General features: G+C 44.8%; 18 protein-coding genes. 9 read left to right on the top strand and 9 right to left on the bottom strand.

The genetic code is table 11. The features are described from left to right. Positions 1-310: 310 nt before the first annotated feature. Entirely contained in the window at positions 311-1,105 is a 795-nt protein-coding gene (locus AB4274_RS03610) for an ABC transporter permease (RefSeq protein WP_017067668.1), read from the bottom strand. A 437-nt stretch (positions 1,106-1,542) separates the two neighbouring features. Between AB4274_RS03610 and torE the strand changes: the two genes are divergently transcribed. Genes torE through torA form a run of 3 tightly spaced genes read left to right on the top strand, consistent with a single transcriptional unit; the run spans position 1,543 to position 5,445 of the window. Continuing rightward, positions 1,543-1,725 carry a trimethylamine N-oxide reductase system protein TorE gene (gene torE, locus AB4274_RS03615; RefSeq protein WP_017060298.1) on the top strand — a complete coding sequence of 61 codons (183 nt, stop codon included), beginning with the start codon at positions 1,543-1,545 and terminating at the stop codon, positions 1,723-1,725. A 51-nt stretch (positions 1,726-1,776) separates the two neighbouring features. Next, entirely contained in the window at positions 1,777-2,958 is a 1,182-nt protein-coding gene (gene torC / locus AB4274_RS03620) for a pentaheme c-type cytochrome TorC (protein WP_372111019.1), read from the top strand. 24 nt (positions 2,959-2,982) lie between these two features. Then, positions 2,983-5,445 carry a trimethylamine-N-oxide reductase TorA gene (gene torA, locus AB4274_RS03625; RefSeq protein WP_372089811.1) on the top strand — a complete coding sequence of 821 codons (2,463 nt, stop codon included), beginning with the start codon at positions 2,983-2,985 and terminating at the stop codon, positions 5,443-5,445. Positions 5,446-5,696: 251 nt separating this feature from the next. On the opposite strand, the gene AB4274_RS03630 is transcribed toward torA, so the two are convergent. Beyond that, on the bottom strand, positions 5,697-6,911 hold the full coding sequence (locus tag AB4274_RS03630) for a putative manganese transporter (protein ID WP_372111020.1): 1,215 nt from the start codon (positions 6,909-6,911) through the stop codon (positions 5,697-5,699). 201 nt (positions 6,912-7,112) lie between these two features. Here AB4274_RS03630 and AB4274_RS03635 point away from each other — a divergent pair, with 201 nt between their 5' ends. Then, positions 7,113-8,018 carry a manganese-dependent inorganic pyrophosphatase gene (locus AB4274_RS03635; protein WP_017065328.1) on the top strand — a complete coding sequence of 302 codons (906 nt, stop codon included), beginning with the start codon at positions 7,113-7,115 and terminating at the stop codon, positions 8,016-8,018. Between the two features lie 149 nt (positions 8,019-8,167). After that, positions 8,168-8,557 carry a DUF2750 domain-containing protein gene (locus AB4274_RS03640; protein WP_004734596.1) on the top strand — a complete coding sequence of 130 codons (390 nt, stop codon included), beginning with the start codon at positions 8,168-8,170 and terminating at the stop codon, positions 8,555-8,557. A gap of 98 nt (positions 8,558-8,655) precedes the next feature. Here AB4274_RS03640 and AB4274_RS03645 read toward each other — a convergent pair whose 3' ends face one another. The 7 genes from AB4274_RS03645 to pspF form a co-directional block, all read right to left on the bottom strand. Continuing rightward, the gene (locus AB4274_RS03645; protein ID WP_372111022.1) at positions 8,656-9,435 is read right to left on the bottom strand and encodes a DUF2927 domain-containing protein; all 780 of its coding nucleotides are present in this window, start codon (positions 9,433-9,435) and stop codon (positions 8,656-8,658) included. Between the two features lie 36 nt (positions 9,436-9,471). Further along, positions 9,472-10,254, bottom strand: coding sequence for an ATP-binding cassette domain-containing protein (locus tag AB4274_RS03650; RefSeq protein WP_004734598.1), 783 nt, complete (start codon positions 10,252-10,254; stop codon positions 9,472-9,474). After that, positions 10,251-11,252: an oligopeptide/dipeptide ABC transporter ATP-binding protein gene (locus AB4274_RS03655; RefSeq protein WP_372111025.1), complete on the bottom strand. Its 1,002-nt coding sequence runs from the start codon at positions 11,250-11,252 to the stop codon at positions 10,251-10,253. Before AB4274_RS03655 ends, AB4274_RS03650 begins: the two co-directional genes overlap by 4 nt. Beyond that, positions 11,252-12,139 carry a putrescine export ABC transporter permease SapC gene (sapC, locus tag AB4274_RS03660; protein ID WP_017065331.1) on the bottom strand — a complete coding sequence of 296 codons (888 nt, stop codon included), beginning with the start codon at positions 12,137-12,139 and terminating at the stop codon, positions 11,252-11,254. The genes AB4274_RS03655 and sapC overlap by 1 nt, the downstream gene beginning before the upstream one ends. Continuing rightward, on the bottom strand, positions 12,126-13,088 hold the full coding sequence (locus AB4274_RS03665) for an ABC transporter permease subunit (RefSeq protein ID WP_017060307.1): 963 nt from the start codon (positions 13,086-13,088) through the stop codon (positions 12,126-12,128). Before AB4274_RS03665 ends, sapC begins: the two co-directional genes overlap by 14 nt. Next, positions 13,088-14,710 carry an ABC transporter substrate-binding protein SapA gene (gene sapA, locus AB4274_RS03670; RefSeq protein ID WP_017060308.1) on the bottom strand — a complete coding sequence of 541 codons (1,623 nt, stop codon included), beginning with the start codon at positions 14,708-14,710 and terminating at the stop codon, positions 13,088-13,090. The genes AB4274_RS03665 and sapA overlap by 1 nt, the downstream gene beginning before the upstream one ends. A 102-nt stretch (positions 14,711-14,812) precedes the next feature. Then, on the bottom strand, positions 14,813-15,835 hold the full coding sequence (gene pspF, locus AB4274_RS03675) for a phage shock protein operon transcriptional activator (RefSeq protein ID WP_017060309.1): 1,023 nt from the start codon (positions 15,833-15,835) through the stop codon (positions 14,813-14,815). Between the two features lie 273 nt (positions 15,836-16,108). On the opposite strand from pspF, the gene pspA reads away from it, so the two are divergent. From pspA to AB4274_RS03695, 4 genes are all read left to right on the top strand, one after another. Continuing rightward, positions 16,109-16,780 carry a phage shock protein PspA gene (gene pspA, locus AB4274_RS03680; protein WP_010440091.1) on the top strand — a complete coding sequence of 224 codons (672 nt, stop codon included), beginning with the start codon at positions 16,109-16,111 and terminating at the stop codon, positions 16,778-16,780. A 14-nt stretch (positions 16,781-16,794) separates the two neighbouring features. Beyond that, on the top strand, positions 16,795-17,028 hold the full coding sequence (gene pspB, locus AB4274_RS03685) for an envelope stress response membrane protein PspB (protein ID WP_004734605.1): 234 nt from the start codon (positions 16,795-16,797) through the stop codon (positions 17,026-17,028). Then, complete coding sequence (gene pspC, locus AB4274_RS03690; protein WP_017065334.1) at positions 17,021-17,407, top strand: envelope stress response membrane protein PspC; 387 nt, start codon at positions 17,021-17,023, stop codon at positions 17,405-17,407. Before pspB ends, pspC begins: the two co-directional genes overlap by 8 nt. 158 nt (positions 17,408-17,565) lie before the next feature. Beyond that, positions 17,566-18,600 (top strand): efflux RND transporter periplasmic adaptor subunit, encoded by a 1,035-nt coding sequence (locus AB4274_RS03695; RefSeq protein ID WP_029235302.1) that lies wholly within the window; start codon positions 17,566-17,568, stop codon positions 18,598-18,600. The last annotated feature ends 1 nt before the right edge of the window (position 18,601 follow it).

Raw genomic sequence — 18,601 nt, forward strand, 5'->3', positions numbered from 1 at the left:
ACGAGATGAGTTAACGCTCTGTGGAAACACTGAACTGACTTATGACATTTACAAGACGGCCTGCATTGCAGGCCGTTTTTTATTTGTGGAAAACCTACTTCTTCATCTCTCTAATGATCATCTGAAAATTCAACAGCGCTGATTACCATGTGTGTATATGTCTTTGAAATCACCCAAAGATCGAAGGCGATGATCTTTCCTTGGGTCGAAATGGACAAAAAAGGATCTATATTGATTTGGTTATCCACAGTTTCTGTGGATAACCTGTCTCAAATTCAGTGAGTAACCAGATCTAAGTGGAGTAGGGAGGTTATTTCGAAGGCTGTATTTGAGCGAGAACTCGCCCTTCTTTGGTCAGAGATGTCTTCAATGAGAGGTGAAGTACAAGGGCTAGAGAGCAGCTCATCATCACGAAAATCGCCAGCATGATCATCAGTTGATACTTAATCGCGATCATCGGTGAAGCACCACCTAAGATCTGTCCAGTCATCATTCCCGGCAGCGTTACTAAGCCTGTGGTTGCCATAGAGGCCATGATAGGGGACATCGCTTTCTGTATTGCATTACGTACAAAAGGCGCAGCAGCATAAGTAGGAGACGCGCCTAACGCGATTGCTGCTTCATATTCTGATTTCTGTGTTTCAAAGGCACCAAACAGGTTCTGCAATGCCACGATATTACTGCTTAAGCTATTACCCAATAACATCCCTGCGATTGGGATAAGGTACTGCGCGTTAAAAACCGGTGTCGGCTTAATGATGAAAAAGCAGATGAACAAGACAATAGGTACACAAGTTACCGCAAGGCTAACGGCGACAGGAGCCAAAAGTAGGTTTCTTGGCAGTCTAGATTTTTCAACAATCGAGCTTGCACCGACGATAATCATAGTAAATAACCACAGCAAATTGACCCACAAACTATTCAAAGTGAACAAGTATTCTAGGTAAAGTCCCACCAGAAATAGCTGAATAACCATACGAATGATGCTGATAGAAGCCTCTTTGCCAAGGCCGAGTTTTAACTTGTGGTTGATGGTAATGGGTAGCAAGAGAAGTGAGCTGAAGAACAATAACTGCCACCAAGATATATCAATAACGTCTTGCATAATGTTTCCTTTTAAGTAGGTCCCCATCATATCTGAAAGTGCCAAATGATGCATTTCAGCTTCTCAGCCGTTGCTTTAAAAAATACTCAATAATTTAACAATCAAACCACAGAATATTGGTTTTTTGAGGCATTTTTGGCTACTACTTAGTAGGTAAAACGTTAAAATTTGTTACAATGCGGTTGTGTAAGTGTTAGAAATTAACATTTGTGAAATATACTTAATTCTTCACATTTGTTAATACTTTTTAATAACTTTGTTTAACTAAAAACAAGTTTGGATGAGCTCAAAAAAGTATTGATTAGCAAGGGTTATAACGGGAGATTTGATTGAACCCTACTTTGAGTATGGTCTAAAATTTGTCGTTAGATACTTAAGAACTTTAGCCCCATAGAATGGGTTACTCGAAATTACTAAATACAAAATAGGCAAAATGTATGAGTGATGTTAATAAAATTGAAACTAGCGAAAAACATTCGCTGGAGTGGAAGTCTTTCCTCTTCATCGCGGTGGTTCTCTTCCCAATATTAAGTGTGGCTTTTGTAGGCGGTTACGGCTTCCTAGTTTGGGCACTGCAAGTGTTTGTATTCGGACCTCCTGGTGCTCACGGCGGCATGTAATGCCCTCTAAGTAACAACATTTTTTAAAATCAATATTTAAGAGAGCTAAACATGAAATCATTTTTAGTTAAATTATGGCGCACAATGACTCGCCCAGCAGTACACATCAGTCTTGGTGTACTAACTATGGGTGGCTTTATCGCCGGTGTTATTTTCTGGGGCGGTTTTAACACAGCTCTAGAGCACACAAATACAGAAGAATTCTGTGTAAGCTGTCACACCATGCGTGACAACGTATACGTAGAACTACAAGAAACGGTTCACTGGAAAAACACTTCTGGTGTACGTGCTACTTGTCCTGACTGTCACGTTCCACATGAATGGACAGCAAAAATCGCTCGTAAGATGCAAGCTTCTAAAGAAGTATTCGCTCAAGTATTTGGTGACCTAGATACGCCTGAGAAATTCGAAGCTCGTCGTATCGAACTGGCTAAACACGAATGGGATCGCTTCTCTTCGAACAAATCTCTAGAGTGTAAAAACTGCCACAACTACGATTCAATGGATTTCGAAAACATGCGCCCAACAGCGCGTATCCAGATGAAGAACGCGGCAGAGCGTGATCAAAGCTGTGTTGACTGTCACAAAGGTATTGCTCACAACCTTCCATTAGATATGGCATCAGCGAGCGGTATTGTTGGCGAGCTAGAAAACGTAGCAAGCAGCACATCTTACGCAAATGGTTCAGACGTGATCTCTATTCGTCACCTACCAATGTACACAGATGAAACAGCTGAAGTTGAAGCGGGTCTATTAAGCCCTGCAAGTAAAGTTGCTGTGATCGACGAAAAAGGCGACATGGTCAAGATTCAAATCGACGGTTGGCGTAAAGCGAAAGGCTTCGGACGTGTAATCCAAGAAGACTTCGGTATGAACATCTCGACTGCAATCTTGACGAAAGAAGTATCTCAAAGTGACGTAATCACTGTTGGTGAGAAGAAAGAAGATGAGCTAACTGGCCTTCCTTGGGAAGAAGTTAACCTAGCACTTTGGATGAAGAAAGAGTCTATGGTTGATAACTTCGATCCAATCTGGAACGCAGCTAGTCAAGCGTACCAATCTAACTGTTCAACGTGTCACTCACAGCCAGATGAAGCTCACTTCAGCGCTAACGGTTGGGTAGGCATGCTAGATGGTATGATTGCATTCGTTAACTTCGATACAGATACAGAAGCATTGGTTCTTAAGTATCTACAGAAGCACTCATCAGATTTTTCTGAAGGCCATCACTAATAAGACGTCAATTGGAGTAACACAATGGCAATTACAAGAAGAAGTTTTCTGAAAGGTGTCGCGACGACAAGTGCGGCATCGGTTATCGGTCCAAGCTTATTGGCGTCGGCTTCAGCATCTGCTGCAGAAACAGACGGCGCGTGGAAAGTCTCTGGTTCTCACTGGGGTGCATTCCGAGCTCGCGTTTACGCGGGTAAAGTACAAGAAATTAAACCTCTAGAAATCGATCAGCACCCAACAGAGATGCTGAAAGGTATTAAAGGTATTATCTACAGCCCATCACGTGTGCGTTACCCAATGGTTCGCCTAGATTGGTTGAAGAAGCATAAGTACAGCGCAGACACGCGTGGTAACAACCGCTTTATTCGTGTGACTTGGGATGAGGCACTAGACCTTGTTTACCGCGAGCTAGAGCGCGTACAGAAAGATTACGGTCCATGGGCGCTTCACACAGGTCAAACTGGTTGGAGACAAACAGGTCAGTTCCATAGCTGTACTAACCACATGCAACGTGCAATGGCACTTCACGGTTACTCTGTGAAGAAAATCGGTGACTACTCAACAGGTGCTGGTCAAACGATCATGCCTTACGTGCTAGGTTCTACTGAAGTTTACGCACAAGGTACATCTTGGGAACTTATCCTAGAAAACAGTGACAACATTGTTCTTTGGGGTAACGATCCAGTTAAAAACCTTCAAGTAGGTTGGACATGTGAGACTCACGAGTCGTTCGCATACCTAGAACAGCTGAAAGAAAAAGTTGCTAAGAAAGAGATCAACGTTGTTTCTGTTGACCCTGTTAAAAACAAAACAGGTCGTTACCTAGAAAACGAGCAAATGTACATCAACCCACAAACTGATGTGGCGTTCATGCTTGGTGTTGCTCACGTTCTTTACAACGAAGGCCTATACGACAAGAAGTTCATCGAAACTTACTGTCTAGGTTTTGAAGATTTCATCAAGTACGTTCAAGGTGAAACGAAAGACAGAGTTGAGAAGACGCCAGAATGGGCTTCTGCTATCTGTGGCGCAAGCGCTGACTCAATCCGTGAATTCGCTAAGATGCTGGTTAACGGTCGTACACAGATTCTTGTTGGTTGGAGTATCCAACGTCAGGAGCACGGTGAACAGCCTTACTGGATGTGTGCAGTTATCGCAGCAATGGTTGGCCAAATTGGTCTTCCAGGCGGTGGTATCTCTTACGGTCACCACTACTCTGGTATCGGTGTATCTTCAACTGGCTTCGCTGCTCCGGGTTCATTCCCGCTGAACATCGACCAAGGTCAATCGCCTAAGCACACTAACACTGATTACAACGGCTACAGCCGCGTAATCCCTGTTGCGCGTTGGGTAGATAGCCTGCTAGAACCAGGTAAGAAGATCAAAGCAAACGGCGCAACAGTGACACTGCCTGACATCAAGATGATGGTATTCAGTGGTAACAACCCGTGGCACCACCACCAAGATCGCAACAAGATGCGTAAAGCATTCAAGAGCCTACAAACTGTAGTGGCTGTTGATTTTGCTTGGACTGCAACTTGTCGTCACTCTGACATCGTGCTTCCAGCTTGTACTCAGTGGGAACGTAACGATATCGATGGTTACGGCGCATACTCTGGCCGTGGTTTGATCGCAATGCACAAGCTAGTGGATCCTCTGTTCCAGTCTAAGACTGACTTCGAGATCATGTCTAGCCTAACTAAGCGTTGGGGTCGTTACGACGATTACACGCGTGGTATGGACGAAATGCAGTGGGTTAAATCTCTGTACGACGAATGTCGCGCATCAAACGAAGGTAGCTTCGAAATGCCTGAGTTTGATGAGTTCTGGGAGAAAGGTTTCCTAGACTTCGGCAAAGGTAAGCCATGGACTCGTCACGCTTCATTCCGTGAAGATCCAGAGATCAACGCACTAGGCACGCCTTCTGGTTTCATCGAAATCACAAGCCGTACTGTTGGCAACATGGGTTACGAGCACTGTCAAGAACACCCAATGTGGTTCGAGAAATCTGAACGTTCACACGGTGGTCCAGGCTCTGACAAGCACCCGTACTGGCTACAATCTTGTCACCCAGACAAGCGTCTTCACTCTCAGATGTGTGAATCTGAAGAGTGGCGTGCGACTTACGCGGTACAAGGCCGTGAGCCAATCTACATCAACCCAGTAGATGCTAAGAAGAAAGGCATCAAAGATGGCGATGTAGTACGTGTGTTTAACGACCGTGGTCAACTACTAGCAGGTGCTGTTCTAATGGATAGCTACGCTCCTGGTGTTGTTCGTATCGAAGAAGGTGCTTGGTACGGTCCGATCAACGAGAAAGTGGGCGCGCTAGATACATACGGCGATCCAAACACACTGACTCAAGATATCGGTACGTCTGAACTTGCTCAAGCAACGTCAGCAAACACATGTTTGGTAGACTTCGAGAAGTTCCAAGGCAAACTGCCTCCAGTAACTTCATTCGGTGGTCCAATCGAAGTTTCTTAAGCATCTCGCTTAAAAGCTAAGATTAAAGCTTGAATTAAAGCCCCTGTAAGCACTCTTACGGGGGCTTTTTGTATTTTAGATGTCTGTGTTGCTGTTTCTAATAAGCCTTGTGACAAGGCGAATAGAGGGCATTTTTGAGATAGGTTGTAACGTGCTGTTTGAGATAGGTGACAGAAGCAATGACGCGGAAACAAAAAGGCCGATACAAAGTACCGACCTTACAGAAGCCTATGGAGTTAACTCTGATCAAGTTAGATCTCAAACATAAACCAATAGCCATAAGCACAGATTAAAGCGGGCACACTTGAATACAAGGTTGCGACCAGTGCTGCTTTCGGTGCCATCGCAATCGCAGGAAATAGTGCATCACCATCATTTGAAATTGCGTTACCTACCTGAGCCGAAAGTGGTAGTGCGCCTGAAAGGTATAAGTTAGTGACCAATAATTGTGGTCCACAGCCCGGTAGCAAACCCATCAACACGCCAGCCAGGGGGAGCATGATGCCCCAGCTTGAGAATAGAGTCGCAAAATCGACATTTGCAATGACAGAGCCGAACTCAAAGAAAAGAAAGGCAACCACCACCCAAGCGGTAACAAAGTTTGTATCTTGAGCGGTCTTTTGCAGTGGATGAGAGCCCATACACTTTTCGTCCTCACTCACAGCTGATTTGTAATCCTCAATTTCACGGGTCAGACCCCATAGAAACATTGAGCTAATCAGTAAGATTGTTCCCGCCCATTCCATCGACATTTCAGGCAACGCGAGCAACTTGTTAACATCGACTTGAAAAGAGCCAAGTAGAGCCACCGCAGCACCGGGAATAATCAGCACAGACCATAGGTAGCCTTGCAGGTTGATCGCCTTTTTAGAGACCGATTCTTTGTCTTGGGATTGAGATGAGCAACTGCGAACGGCTTCATTTTGCTCAGCCTGTTTTGGACGTAAGAAGTCATCGGCATGGAATAGGTTAATGATTCGACCTGAAGCAGTACCCACAATCACGCCCATCGCCATCATGGCTAAACCTGTCTTAGGCTCGCTCGCTATGAGCAGGAACGCCGCGTCACCCATGGTTGAGACGAGCACCGCAACTACCGCACCAAATCCGAGTTTTCCCGAGATAAATTGTGTGGTTACCACTATCGCACCGCCACAGCCGGGCAACGCGCCCATGAGAGCCGCGAATACCACTTGGTTTGAACGAGATTGATGGACGAGCTTATTGAAGACGTTATCTTTGTTTATGTACAGACTTAACCAGTGGTAAATAGCCAAGGTTAAAGCAACATAACAAGACACTGCCCAAAACGCGTCTGACAAAGTAGTCACCGTCAGCTCTCGTGTAGCTGGGGCTGCAACCAAAGCTGCAAGTGAGACAGGCAACAGCAGGCGCTTAAATGACAGTGAAAACTGAGTTGTTTTCGCAGCACTACTGCTTGGCAAAAAAGAGATTAGTCGATCCATAGGTGTTACTCAAAATTAGTGGCTTAAGATAAATATATACGAATGATAATAATTATCAATTGCATTTGTTGTTTTTTTATCTATTGTTACTATTGGCTAAACCCACGAAACATGACCAATCTAAAAAAATGAGGTAAAGTATGGCTAATAAAGAGAGGCTCTAAAGGTAGAGTCATAATTGTTAGTGTAATAGGAAGAAACATGATTTTAGTTGTTGGTCACAAAAACCCTGATAGTGACAGTATTTGTAGTGCGTTAGTTGCAACTGAGCTTCTTAAGGCTCGTGGCGAGGAAGCGACACCAATTCGCCAAGGCGAGATCAACCGCGAAACTCAACACATTCTAGAAGTCGCTGGTGCTGAAAAGCCAGAGCTTCGTACTTCTGTTGCTGGTGAGAAAATCTGGCTAGTAGACTACTCAGATCTAGCACAAGCACCAGATGATGTTGCTGATGCAGAGATCGTAGGTATTGTTGATCACCACCGTCTAGGCGACGTGATGACAGTAAACCCAATGGAAGCTTGGATCTGGCCTGTTGGTTGTACAAACACTGTACTTTTCAACATGTTCAAGATTGAAGGTCACGCAATCTCTCAACAAATCGCTAAACTAATGATGTCTGCAATTCTTTCAGACACAGTTGGTTTCGCTTCTCCAACATGTACTCAAAAAGACAAAGACGCGGTTGCTGAGCTTGCTGAAATTGCTGGCGTAACTGACGTTGATGCATTCATCAAAGCGCTTCTAATCGCAAAAACAAACATCGAAGGCCTATCTGCTGCACAGCTAGTAGAAAAAGACCTTAAAGGCTACCCATTCAACGGTCGTGATGTTGTTGTTGGTCAAGTTGAACTTGCGACTCTTGAGCAAGTAGACGGCATGATCGAAGCGCTAGAAGCTGATCTTGAAGAGCGTTGTGAGAAAGACGGTCTAGCGTTCGCTGCGGTAATGCTAACAGATATCACTACTGCTCAAACTCGTCTTCTATACAAAGGTGAGTGGGCTGAGAAATTGGTTAAGCACGAGAAAGGCGGCGTATTAATGATGGAAAATACACTAAGCCGTAAGAAGCAAGGCTGGCCTTGGCTACAAGGTGAGCTTGTTTAATCAAGTCGCTTAATATTAAACGCCTGCTTATTTAGCAGGCGTTTTTCTTTGAAGTAGACTTTCTTCTTCATCGATAATGTTTGAAGTTAACAACACTCGGCATAAAATAGCTTTAAGAGCAAAGTTACTGACTAAAGTAGGAAATTAAGATGACTACACAGCTAGACGATAAAAAAATCGCTGAAATCAACAAGTATACGGGCGAGCAACGCCTGAAATACTGTGTGAAAGAAATCGTAGCAAACCGTGAAGTATGGATCTTAACCGATGAACACGGTTGTGTAATGCTGAACACAGAAGATGAAGATTGTGTTCCAGTATGGCCAAACCAAGAGTTCGCAGAATCATGGGCAACGGGTGATTGGTCTGAGTGTAAAGCTGAGTCTATTTCGTTGAACAAATGGCACAGTCGCTGGACGAACGGTCTAGAAGACGACGAACTTGCTGTTGTAGTATTCCCGAACGAGCAAGAAGAAGGCGTTATCTTGTTCCCGGATGAGTTCGACTTCGAATTGAAAAAGCAGGCAGCTAAGCGCTAGTTCTTTCGTAATACAGTAACATCGTAAGTCAGCGTTGCCTTTCTTAGGCAGCGCTATCATTCAATTATCCCATCTAAGTTACTTCCAACGTATATTCGTCAATACCCAATCAACTGATACAAAGGCGCTTGCTGTGCGGCTTTAGAAGCTTGCTGAAGCACACCTGTTTTGCTGTATCTCTTGAGTATCTTTCGAACGATAGGTTTTACTTCAGATTTTGTCATTCCAGCTTTCAATTCTGGTTCATACAGCAATTGCAGTAGCACTACGTCTAACGGCGATAATAAGTCTTCTGGCGTGTGGTCGTTGAAAATAGAAGGGTAGGCTTTATCTGAATCATTCGGCAGGCCTAGAACTTGTGTGATCTCTTCCACGATACAGGCGACCAGCTTACCTCGCGATCTTGCCTGATCAACCGGGATTACAATCCCAGCGTATACAATCTCGCCTTTAGAATTGGTTCTATAGCCCGCCGTGCAGATGGCGCTATTTAAATGTTGAGTTGATTTGAGCTTGAGCACCGATTTCGCCTCAGATACCCACTGGCTCTGCCTTGTGTATATCCATTTAACGTTCGCTTCGGACTCTTTACTGACGATTGTTATCGGGTGCTGAGTGACTTCGGATAAGTGTCGGATATGAAGCTCTGTGAGCTCTTGATGCAGTTCTTCATCGCCCACTCGATGATCGATCCAAATCTTGATCGGTTGTTTCCACTTGGCGAGTGGTTTGTTGCCTTGGGAATATTCGTGTTGAAGTGCGACGTTATAAAAGGCAGTTTCGACGAAGCTTCTATCTAGCCAGATGAGGGGTGTGCTTGTTGCGTTAAAGGAAAACAGCGCCAACAAAAGGGGAAGCATTGAAGCTCTTAATAACATACCTTTCCCCTTTGTTGAACGTAGCGTGATTCGAGATTAGTGGTTCGGCGCTTTGGAGAAATGGCTCTCAACCAATCTTTGGGTGATTTGGTGAGTTGGATTGGTTAACACTTGATCCGTTTCCCCACTCTCAACCACATTGCCTTCATGCATGACAATAATCTTGTCGGTAATGTGCTTAACAATACCGAGGTGTTGAGATACATAAACGAACGATACGCCCATCTCTTCTTGTAACTCTAAGAACAGATTGATGATTTGCGAGCGCATTGCCATGTCCAAACCATTTAAAGCTTCATCAGCAACAATGATGGATGGCTGAAGTATTAAGGCACGAGCCAAACAAACCCTTTGTTTCTGGCCTGCAGCAAGCATCTGAGGGTAGAAATACGCATGTTCCGGTAGAAGGCCTACGCGCAGTAGTGTGTCTTTCACACGACGCATACGAGCTTCTGGAGGCATGTTGGTGTTTCGCTTTAATGGACCTTCAAGAATTCGACCGATCTGAATGCGCGGGTTAAGTGACGTATTCGGATCTTGGAAGATCATTCGAATCAGCTTACAACGAGTCGAGTAGTCTTTGTGCTCTAGCTTTTCGCCATTCACGCGGATCTCGCCTGCGGTTGGCTCCACCATGCCTGCGAGCATTCTGGCTAATGTTGATTTGCCAGAACCATTCTGGCCGATAAAACCAATTGTCTGGCCTGCTTCAAGCGAAAAGCTTACTGGTTTCACTGCCTGATGAATCTTTTTACGGAAAAGACCAGAGCGAGTCGTAAAGTCTTTAGATAAATCAATGACTTCTAATAATGCACTCATGATTTCTTTTTCTTCTCCATATTAAGAGGGAAGTGACAATTGAACTTATGGTTTTTGATTCGTTTGGTATAAGGAATCTCAACACATTGCCTTTGCGCATACGGGCAACGTGGTCCTAGTCGACAACCAATAGGAAGGTGCTGCAACGGAGGGATTGAACCTGGCAAAGACTGTAGCTTCTCTTTATGAGGAATCCAGTCGTTAAAGTCTGGCATCGCTTTCAGTAGAGCGACGGTATATGGGTGTTTAGGTGCATCCAACAGCTTCTGCGTATCCGCTGATTCTACAGACTGACCACAGTACATAACGGTAATGCGAGTTGCCCATTGGGTAATGGTGGTTAAGTCATGGCCGATCAGCACGATGGTCGTGTTATTGATCTGATTCATACGACTCAACAGACGCAATATTTGAGACTGTGTAATCGGATCTAGATCGTTGGTTGGTTCATCAGCGATCAAGACTTTTGGTTTGGCTGCGATAGCCATGGCGATCATGACTTTTTGACACTCACCATCAGTCAACTCATAAGAGTAACTGTCCATAAGACGAGAGTGATCTTTAATACCGACTTTGTGTAGTAATGCGATCGCTTGCTTCTTACGCCACTTAAATCGTTGCCACCAACGACCTTCAAACGAATGGGAAGGGATCGCTTCAACGAGCTGGTTACCTACTTTTTCAGAAGGGTCAAGACACGTTGATGGCTCTTGGAAGATCATCGCGATATCACGAGCAATGACTCGGCGTCGTTCTTTGGGTGTCAGTTGCAGGAGGTCGATATTGCCAAGGCGCATTCGGTCGGCAGATACTTTCCAGTTTTCTTTACAAACCCCAACGATCGCTTTTGCAACCAAGCTCTTGCCTGAGCCTGATTCACCTACTAAGCCGCGAATTTCCCCTTCATTGAGGGTAAAACTCATTCTATCAACGGCTTTAACCATCCCTTGAGGGGTCTCAATCTCGATGGTTAGATGTCGAATATCAAGTAAAGGCATTATTCGATTCCTGCATTTAGCGCTTGGCGAACACCTTCACCGACGAGGTTAATCACGATAACTGTAAACATAATAGCTAAGCCGGGTAGGGTAACTGTCCATGGCGCAAGGTAAATCAACTCGACCGAATCACCCAAGATGGAGCCCCATTCGGTACTCGGTGCTTGAGCGCCAAGCCCTAGGAAACCTAAAGCCGTGATATCAAGAATTGCGACTGACAGTGCCAGCGTAACTTCAAGAGCGATCACGGTAAGGATGTTCGGAAGGATTGAGTTCCATAGCAGGTAAAAATCGTTCGCACCATCAAGGCGAGAAGCCAGAATATAGTCTTTTTCTACTTCAGCATGCACGGCAATGTACACCGAGCGTATAAAGCGCGGGATCAGTGCCAAGCACAAGGCGAGCAAGATATTAAACTCCCCAAAGCCAAGGAATGCCACGAAGATAATCGCCAGCAGAAGAGATGGAATCGACATAACAGTATCAAGCAGGTGGTTTAGCGTGCTTGATAGTAAACCGCGCGTCATACCAGCAAGTACGCCAATCAGACAACCAATGACGGCTGCGATAAAGGTAATCACCACCGCGGCGCCGAAGGTTAACTGAGAGCCAATTATTAGGCGAGAGAGAATATCTCTGCCTAAGTCATCCGTACCCAAAAAGTATTCTACCGTTCCCGCAGGATCCCAAGAGGGCGGCGTTAATAGGTGACCGGTTTGTTCTTGTGCATCATGCGGGGCTAGCCACGGTGAAGTGACGGTGACCAGAATGATAAGCACCAAACACCACAAGCCAAACATAGCTAGATTATTGCTGCGGAAGCTGCGCCAGAAACGTTCGAACTGGGTTGGAATCTGTTCTTCTTGGTAGACGTTATTTGTTAGCATACCATTCCTTCCTTACCAGTGGATTGATCATCGCGCCCAGTAGATCGGACAGAATATTAGCGGTCAAAACTAAGGTAGCCACCACAATTACACCAGCTTGAATTGAAACGTAATCTTGATTCGATAAGGCATCCAATAACCAGCGGCCAATGCCCGGCCAGTTAAAGATAGACTCGGTAACAATAGCAAGCGTTAACATACTCGATAGCTGAACACCGACCTTAGGAATAATCGGAGGTATCGCGTTTCTTAGCACGTGCTGCGTGATGATCTCTCTAGTGGAAAGACCTTTAATTCGCGCAGCGCGGATGTAGTTTTGCGTCATTACTTCAGCCACTGACGCTCTCATCAATCGGATGACCTGAGTCGTTGGCGCCAGTGCTAAAACAAGACAAGGCAACGCCATGTGCTCGATAACACTTTGTAGTGCGTGCGCACGGTAGCGACCCTCGGCAAAAAAGGCGTCAATCATCGCGAATCCAGTCACGTGTTCAATCTCGTAAAGTAGGTCGTATCGGCCACCAACTGGGAACATTTCAAAGTGCAGTGAAAACACCATGATCATCAGCAACGCGACCCAAAATATAGGCGCAGAGTAACCGGCCATTGAGGTGAACGATATGGTGGTATCAACAAATTTACCTTGTCTCATACCAGCAATGGTGCCGAAAGGGATACCGATGATGAGTGCCAACACAAAGGCAAAGAAGCACAGCTCTAGCGTTGCAGGGAACACCAGGACCAACTCATCGATGATAGGCACACCGTGTTTGCTTAGGCCAAAGTTTAGCGTCGATAATTCAGTGATATAGCTAATCCAACCGGGCCAAAAATCTTGAATTGCCCAAGGTGAGGTTTGGTCTAATCGAAGCAGGGAAAAACCTACCAAGGTCAGAATTCCTAGCGTAATAACGAATAAGTTTACACGTCTTAATGTATACCAAAACATTACTGCACCTCTCTTCTGACTTGATCAAAAGGTTGGGCATTGAAAGGACTTGCTTTAAAGCCTGTTAGCGAACGATCGTGCACGCGAAATTGCACGCCATGAGCTAAAGGAATCACAGGAACTTCTTCATTGAGAATGTTTTGGGCTTGTCGGTACAAGTTCACACGGTGCCTTTGTTGATTGATCTCTAATGCTAAGTCGAGAAGGAAATCAAAGTCTGAATTACACCACATCGAGACGTTTAACCCTGCACGCTCAGAGCTGCATGAGAGCAGCGGACGTAAGAAGTTGTCCGGGTCACCGGTATTGCCTATCCAGCCTGTAAGCAACAAGTCTGTTGAGGAAATAGAGGACAACTGTGTGCGGTCAAATCGGTCGTCGGTATAGAGTTTCAATTCAATACCAATATCGGCTAAGTTTGCTTGGATAAGTTCTGCCGTTTTTCTTGGACTTGGATTGTATGCGCGTGGCTCTAGTGGTACCCACATTGAAAGCTCTAACCCAGGTTCAACGCCAGCTTCTTTGAGAAGCGCAACCGCATAGTTTCGGTCGTAGCGAACTTGAACGCTGTCTTTTTGGTGAGCCCAAGAAGTCGGAGGAAGCAAGGTGTAGGCTTTGGTTCCTGTACCGTAATACACAGAATCAAGAATGTTCTGACGATTGATGGCTAAGTTGAGCGCTTTACGAACTCGAGAGTCACGCAGTGCAGGGTGCTCAGTATTCAGCGCGATGAAAGAGACATTAACCGCCGGAGTAGCAGAAATCTTCAACTCTTCATGAGCCTGAATAATAGGGATTTGGCTAGAAATTGGTGAGTTGAGCACGTCACACTCACTACGCAGAAGCTTGGCAAGTGTGCCTGTTCCACGTTGCGAAGTATCGAACACAACTTGGTCCATTTGTACTTCACCCTTCCAGTAGTGCTTGTTCTTTTTCAAGCGCACTAGGTCGTTGATTTGGTATTCATCCAAGTAGAAAGGGCCAGTGCCGACTGGATTGGAATCGATTCGATTTTTCTCATCCGCTGCAATGAGCTGATTGGCATACTCTTTAGAGTGAATGACCGCATAGCTGGTGGCGATGTTATTGAGAAATGAATTGTCTGGGCGACTTAATTGGAATTTCACTGTTAGGTCGTCAACCGCGGTGATATCGACAATTAGGGTCTTGAAGTCGATTCCGGCAAACCACGGGTATAGGCCGCCACCCACATAATGAAATGGGTTTGAACTATCAATGACACGTTCAAAGCTAAACACCACATCTTGTGCATTCATGCTACGAGTAGGGGTGAACCAGTCTGTCGTTTGGAACGCAACATTTGGGCGCAGTTTGAACGTGTACTCTGTACCTGATTTATCAACAGACCAACTTGTCGCCAAGTTCTGTTTTGGTCGGTACGTCATCGGATCAAGAGTGAGCAGTGTATCGAAAATTTGAGGACTCAGCGATTCTGCGGTAATGCCACTATCAACCAGCTGTGGGTTGAAGGTACTAGGATTACCTTGGCCGCAATAAATGAAGCCTTTTTCACGGATTTGCTCGTGATTCACACTCTCACCACATCCAGCGAGAAAGCTCAGCGTACAGATGCTCAGTGATAGTCTTATTAGTGCTTTCATAAAAAGAAATACTTTTCGAAACGAGGCGTTAGAGGAGCCTCAAGATCCGGACAATTTAACATTTTATTTATTCGGCTCCAAATAATAATCAAGCGTGGACAGCTATTTATCGTTAGCTTGTCCGACAATCGCGTACTTCCTCACCATTCCACGTAATTGGTTGTAGGTTAACCCAAGTAATTCTGCGGCTTGTTTCTGGTTATATTTGCTCTGTTTGAGGGCTTGGTTGAGTAGCTTGATGTCTTGTTGTTCTTGCCATGCTTTGTAATCAAGCGGCAAAGAAAACAAGCTCTCTGATGAAGTATGGCTGTTAGACGGCTCATTGCCAGTTTCCGGAGAGGAATCTTGCTCTGTTTTCCATGCGGGTTTAAATGGGTTAAACACCAAATATTCAATAGGATATGGATCTTTTCCGTGCTGATAGATAGCTCGCTCAATGACGTTTTTGAGTTCTCGTACATTCCCTGGCCAAGAATAATCCAAAAGCGATTCAACGGCAGAGGGGGCAAAGCCAACAAACAACTCCAATTCCAATTCACGACACATCTTAATGGCGTAATATTCTGCCAGTAGCATGATGTCTTCTTTTCGCTCACGCAAAGGAGGGATAGTAATGACGTCAAACGCCAGTCTATCTAATAGGTCTGCTCGGAATTCGCCCTTTAATGCCATGTCTGGTAAGTCGGCATTGGTTGCACACACCAGTCTGACATTGGCACTTAGCGCCTTTTGCCCACCGACACGTTCATATTGCCCGTATTCAATAACGCGCAGTAGTTTCTCTTGAACCGCAAGGGGAGTGGTCGCCAGCTCATCCAGAAACAGCGTTCCGCCTTCTGCTCTTTCAAAACGACCTTGATGACGCCCTTTCGAACCCGTAAAGGATCCCGATTCATGACCAAACAGTTCTGAATCAATCAAACCTTCACTTAAGGTTGAGCAGTTCAATGAGATCAAAGGTTGATCCCAACGTCTTGAAAGGTAATGCAGTCTTTGTGCGATCAACTCTTTACCTGTGCCACGTTCGCCAATGATCAGAATGGGTCTTTCTATTGGTGCGAGTTGGGAAACTTTATCTAACACAGAGAGAAAGCTAGGTGATTCACCAATGAGGTTCTGCTGCATAGCGGGTCCTTGTATGAATTAATCGCTGGAGAGGTCATGTAAGAGCCATAGTGGTGAAAAATACCAATACTTGGCTAAATTCATCATAGCATGGTTCGAGTTAATCACCATTTTATTGTAAGTAACTGATAATAAATGGCTTAAAAGTTGGCACGCTACTTGGATTATTTATGGTAGGTTTAACAACAAACGTAAATTTTTGAGCAAGTGGATTGATAAAGTCGCACAACGATTTGAAACGCATTTGCCATCATTGTAATTAAGGAGTTCCTCATGGGTATTTTTTCTCGCTTTGCAGACATTGTAAATTCAAACATCAGTGCACTATTAGATAAGGCTGAAGATCCAGAAAAGATGATTCGTCTTATTATCCAAGAAATGGAAGACACCTTAGTTGAAGTTCGTACCAACTCAGCAAAAGCAATTGCTGACAAGAAAGAGCTAGCGCGTAAAGTAGAAGCTATCGAAACACAGATTCTAGATTGGCAAAATAAAGCGACACTTGCCCTGACCAAACAACGCGAAGATTTGGCGAGAGCGGCGCTAATCGAAAAGCAAAAACTGGAAGACATCATCAAGAGCCTTCACACCGAACAAACCTTGGTTCATGAAACCATCGAAAAATTGACGAGTGAAATTGGTAAACTTGAAACAAAGATCGCAGAAACTCGTGCAAAGCAACAAGCATTAATGATTCGTAACAATGCGGCAAGCAACCGTCGTGATGTTCAAAAACACCTGCACTCAAGCAAAACCAACGAAGCAATGGCGAAGTTTGAGCAATTCTCGCGTAAAGTGGATGAATTAGAAGCTGAAGCGGACGTTTACGCTAAGACTGGCAACGCAAAATCTTTAGACCAAGAGTTTGCCGAGCTACAAGCTCAAGATGAAATCGAAAAAGAGCTAGCGAAACTGAAGCAACAAGTTGAAAACCGCGATAAATAATCTAGGAGTTGTCTATGTCAACATTTCTAATTGCAGGTCCACTGATTGTCTTTTTAATCTTCGTGGCACCGCTATGGTTATTCTTACATTACCGCAGCAAGAAGAAATCCAGCAATGGTCTTTCTGAAACGGATCTTCAACGTCTGCATAAGCTTTCTGCGCAAGCCGAATCCATGCAAGACCGAGTGAAAACGCTAGAAAAAATACTGGATGCGGAGTCGCCTAACTGGAGACGAAACTATGAGTAGAGAACTGTATCGCGACACGATTAACGGCAAATTGTCTGGTGTGTGTGCAGGGTTAGCGAACTATTTTGGCCTTGAAGTGTGGTTGGTTCGCATCTTAGTTATCTCAGCAGCACTGCTTGGTGGTAGTTTTCTGGTGTTATTAGCGTATTTAGCTTTGACATTTATGCTTGAAAAACAACCACCTCAGTATGTCGACCAAATGAAGGCGAAACAAGAGCATACGCTGAAGCAAAAGCCTTGGGAAAAAGGGCAAACTGCAGAGTCGCTATTGAACACTTTAGAGGGTGATTTCCAGAAGTTAGAGACCAGTGTCCGCAACATGGAAGCTTATGTCACCTCAGATACGTTTAAAGTGAATCGTGAATTTAAGAACATGTAGTGGTAAAACCTAAAAAGGATTAGATAACGGTTTAGGAAAATTTATTCCAAGCCGTTATTTTTTTTAATAATTTTCTCTAAATAAATCTTACGCTGACTGGTAAGTTACATGTGATTAATCTATGTTATAAAAATATTTATAGATATGGATGATCACCAATGTATAGAGCCTCCCTTGTCCTATTGACTGCCTTAGCTGGGTTGTCTGGGTGTGGTAAGGAGCTTCCTCCCGTGCCTGAACCTGAGTCCAGACCCGCCAAACTCTTCACTGTCTCCGTCGGTAATAATGCCTTTGAGCGTAATTTCCCTGCTACCACAGAAGCTGGTGACAGAGCGGTACTCGCATTCCGTGTTCCTGGGTTATTGCAGAGCATCGATGTGACCGCTGGGCAGCACGTGTCTAAAGGCGACGAGCTTGCTAAGTTAAATCCCGATGAATATCAACTACTCGAGAAGCAAGCAAAAGCGAATTTTCAGCTAGCCGATGTTCAATATCAACGTGCGATCAAACTTCGTAAAGATCGTGTGGTATCAGAGCAAGATTTCGACCAAGCGAAAGCGAACCACAATTCAGCTCGCGCGGTGCTTAATCAAGCTAACGCGAATCTTCGCTACACCACTTTGGTTGCGCCTTATGACGGAACCATTTCCATCATTCCTGCTGAAAACCATGAATACATTGCGGCTAAACAAGGCGTGATGAATATTCAAACCAATCAAATTCTTAAAGTCGTCTTCTTATTACCCGACCAACTTATTACGCGCTTTTCATCAGGGGTCGAGATTGATGCAACCATGGTTTTTGATGCGTTTCCTGAAAACTCTTACGTTTTAACCTTCCAAGAAGTGGATACCGAAGCTGACCCGAAAACAGGTTCGTACAAAGTCACCATGGTAATGGAAAGACCAACCGATGTGGGTATTTTGCCCGGTATGTCTGGCTCGGTAAATCTCGTTTCATCGTTAGCGGCGGCCACCAAAATACCAACGTCAGCAATGATGACCGATGGGGATGATGTCTCTGTATGGCGTGTGAATAGCGACGGCATTGTTGAAAATGTTGCCATTGTCATCGATGAAAAACGCCATATCGTCTCTGGATTGAACGATGGCGATCGCATTGTGACTTCTGGCGTCAATGGTCTTGAGTCGGGCATTAAAGTTCGAGAGTGGATCAAGGAAAGGGGGCTATAAC

This window comes from Vibrio sp. 10N.261.55.A10 (assembly GCF_041470825.1).
Taxonomy (GTDB): Bacteria; Pseudomonadota; Gammaproteobacteria; order Enterobacterales; family Vibrionaceae; genus Vibrio; species Vibrio crassostreae_C.

Excerpts from the sequence above, each read along its gene's own strand:
- AB4274_RS03610 (WP_017067668.1), bottom strand. The coding sequence starts at position 1,105 with ATGCAAGACGTTATTGATATATCTTGGTGGCAGTTATTGTTCTTCAGC.
- torE (WP_017060298.1), top strand. The coding sequence starts at position 1,543 with ATGAGTGATGTTAATAAAATTGAAACTAGCGAAAAACATTCGCTGGAG.
- torC (WP_372111019.1), top strand. The coding sequence starts at position 1,777 with ATGAAATCATTTTTAGTTAAATTATGGCGCACAATGACTCGCCCAGCA.
- torA (WP_372089811.1), top strand. The coding sequence starts at position 2,983 with ATGGCAATTACAAGAAGAAGTTTTCTGAAAGGTGTCGCGACGACAAGT.
- AB4274_RS03630 (WP_372111020.1), bottom strand. The coding sequence starts at position 6,911 with ATGGATCGACTAATCTCTTTTTTGCCAAGCAGTAGTGCTGCGAAAACA.
- AB4274_RS03635 (WP_017065328.1), top strand. The coding sequence starts at position 7,113 with ATGATTTTAGTTGTTGGTCACAAAAACCCTGATAGTGACAGTATTTGT.
- AB4274_RS03640 (WP_004734596.1), top strand. The coding sequence starts at position 8,168 with ATGACTACACAGCTAGACGATAAAAAAATCGCTGAAATCAACAAGTAT.
- AB4274_RS03645 (WP_372111022.1), bottom strand. The coding sequence starts at position 9,435 with ATGTTATTAAGAGCTTCAATGCTTCCCCTTTTGTTGGCGCTGTTTTCC.
- AB4274_RS03650 (WP_004734598.1), bottom strand. The coding sequence starts at position 10,254 with ATGAGTGCATTATTAGAAGTCATTGATTTATCTAAAGACTTTACGACT.
- AB4274_RS03655 (WP_372111025.1), bottom strand. The coding sequence starts at position 11,252 with ATGCCTTTACTTGATATTCGACATCTAACCATCGAGATTGAGACCCCT.
- sapC (WP_017065331.1), bottom strand. The coding sequence starts at position 12,139 with ATGCTAACAAATAACGTCTACCAAGAAGAACAGATTCCAACCCAGTTC.
- AB4274_RS03665 (WP_017060307.1), bottom strand. The coding sequence starts at position 13,088 with ATGTTTTGGTATACATTAAGACGTGTAAACTTATTCGTTATTACGCTA.
- sapA (WP_017060308.1), bottom strand. The coding sequence starts at position 14,710 with ATGAAAGCACTAATAAGACTATCACTGAGCATCTGTACGCTGAGCTTT.
- pspF (WP_017060309.1), bottom strand. The coding sequence starts at position 15,835 with ATGCAGCAGAACCTCATTGGTGAATCACCTAGCTTTCTCTCTGTGTTA.
- pspA (WP_010440091.1), top strand. The coding sequence starts at position 16,109 with ATGGGTATTTTTTCTCGCTTTGCAGACATTGTAAATTCAAACATCAGT.
- pspB (WP_004734605.1), top strand. The coding sequence starts at position 16,795 with ATGTCAACATTTCTAATTGCAGGTCCACTGATTGTCTTTTTAATCTTC.
- pspC (WP_017065334.1), top strand. The coding sequence starts at position 17,021 with ATGAGTAGAGAACTGTATCGCGACACGATTAACGGCAAATTGTCTGGT.
- AB4274_RS03695 (WP_029235302.1), top strand. The coding sequence starts at position 17,566 with ATGTATAGAGCCTCCCTTGTCCTATTGACTGCCTTAGCTGGGTTGTCT.